Annotated in this window: 2 protein-coding genes and 1 pseudogene; all 3 read left to right on the forward strand. The window is 36.2% G+C overall.

Annotated elements, in window-relative coordinates; all coding sequences use genetic code 11:
- Window positions 1-597, forward strand: a pseudogene (locus tag A9G22_RS11390) (hypothetical protein); the annotation flags it as partial.
- Window position 598: 1 nt separating this feature from the next.
- Window positions 599-937, forward strand: a complete 339-nt coding sequence (locus A9G22_RS06115) for a DUF3969 family protein (RefSeq protein ID WP_065587064.1) — start codon at window positions 599-601, stop codon at window positions 935-937.
- Window positions 938-1,306: 369 nt separating this feature from the next.
- Window positions 1,307-2,032 (forward strand): hypothetical protein (locus A9G22_RS06120; protein ID WP_141669990.1); only part of this gene is annotated, 726 nt, incomplete at its 3' end.

The following is a 2,032-nucleotide window of genomic DNA, read 5'->3' on the forward strand; positions in this document are numbered from 1 at the left end:
ATTAATGTGGTAGATGTTTTAATGGCTGAAGGTCTTACCGCAGCGGAATCAAAAGCGTTTTTAGAAAGTTTAAATTTGGAACAACGAAGACTAATTGAACTTGCGTTAGTCGATCCAATGGGAGATCAATTCCTTGAAGATGCAGTACTAAAAACTTATGAACGTTATTATAATGATTACCTAAAAGAGAAAGGTAGTAAGAAAGATAATGATAATCCGTTAACAGGAACTGGAAGTAGTTCAGCAGGTGGGGCTTCTGGATTACCACCAGATGATGATAACCGAGATAAAAATAACAATAATACTCAAGATAATGTTTCAAGAGATCCTAATGAAATTAAGCATACTTATAATTCAATTAAGGATTCGCCTAATTACCCAAAAGGGTTTAGAGATTTGCAAAATGGAACGGTCAATAATACAGTTAAAGAAAAACTGCTGTTGGAGCAATTGAGAAAAATTGAACCAGGGCGTTGGAGTAAAGTTTATAAAGATGGTTATGATGTCACTGGAAATAAAATATCAATCCACTATTTTCGTAGTCAAAGTGGTAGAGTTTTTAATGTAAAAGTCAAAAAAGATTGGAGTAATTTATAAAATGAAATTATGTTATAGTATTGATAAAGAACAAGCGGAAAAGTTTATTGATCTTTTTTTATTGGGTACCTTATTTGCATTAAAAAAGAAATTGATTTCAATTGATGAAGCTGAGGGTTTTATTTTTAAGCCCAAAATAGCAAATTTATTATCTCAAAATAAATTTACTAATGAGTTATCTAGTCTAATTATGGATGGTTGTGAGCTTGAAGACTATGAAAGTCTATTACCAGATAAGTTAGAAAATAGAATTGATGAATTACTTGTTAACTTAGTAAATATGATAAAAAATCAGTCTGAATTTGGTCGAACAGTCAATAAAAATATCACCATTGAATAAAGTGTTGTAGCTCAAATTTAACCTGACAATTCTATCCTATATTAGAATATTCATTATTAAAAAGCGACAGTTAATTCTGTCACTAAATTCTATAATTAATTTTTTAATTGCTAATTTTTGCTTAGCATGCATTTTAGTGATCATTATTTTTATGTACCATTGTATTAAATAATGGCTACCTGTTGTATTGCTTATTATGCCATATCTCCTTCTGTTTAAAACATAAAAAACACACTATTTATTTACAAAAAACTGGTCAGGAAACGTATTGATTTTATTTAATTTTTTATTGGTGTTTTTTTGGTTTTCCTGTGCCGGCAAAGGGGGCTTTGACATTACGGTGGGCACCACACCGACTTAAAAGGTGCGGTGATAGCCTCAGCAGCAAAAGACACGAGCAAAAACAAACTTGACACAGGCACAATCAGCTTTAGTGATATAAAAAACCAAGCGGACTACAAGGTAAGTAGCAGCAGTGCAGGCGTCAACACCAGTGGAATGCCATCGATACCAACGGGTCTTAACAAACAAGCAAGCAAAAACTCGACCACGCACTCAGCGGTATCGGCAGGGACGATGGTTATCCGCCATGAAAGCGAGCAAAAACAAGCGATTAACGAATTAAGTCATGATACCGAGCATGCGAGTCATGCGCTCAAACATATCTTTAACAAAGACAAAGAGCAAAGCATCATCGACCAAACACGGCTCGTGAGTGAAATTGGTGGTGAAACGTTAACGATGCTTAATCATATTGACCGAATCAGCGCCACCTCAAAAGCGAAAGAGGCTTTAAACAAAGAGCAAGAAAAGGCGAAAAACAATAAAACGGTCTTAACTGACGAACAGCAACAAAAAATCTACGAAGACGCCTACAAAGAAGCGATGAATCAAGGCATGTCGGCGATGGGCAGTGAAACCCGTCAAGGCATTGACATGGCGGTCAACCTGATTAACGGCATCATCAGCGGCGACATGACAGGGGCGGTTGCAGGGGCACTGGCACCAAAAATTGCCAGTGCCATAAAAAAACAAACCGAGCATTACAACCCTGAAACCGGCAAATGGGAAACAGACCACATTGCCAACACGGTC

Source organism: Gilliamella sp. App2-1, assembly GCF_001690255.1.
Taxonomy (GTDB): Bacteria; Pseudomonadota; Gammaproteobacteria; order Enterobacterales; family Orbaceae; genus Gilliamella; species Gilliamella apicola_G.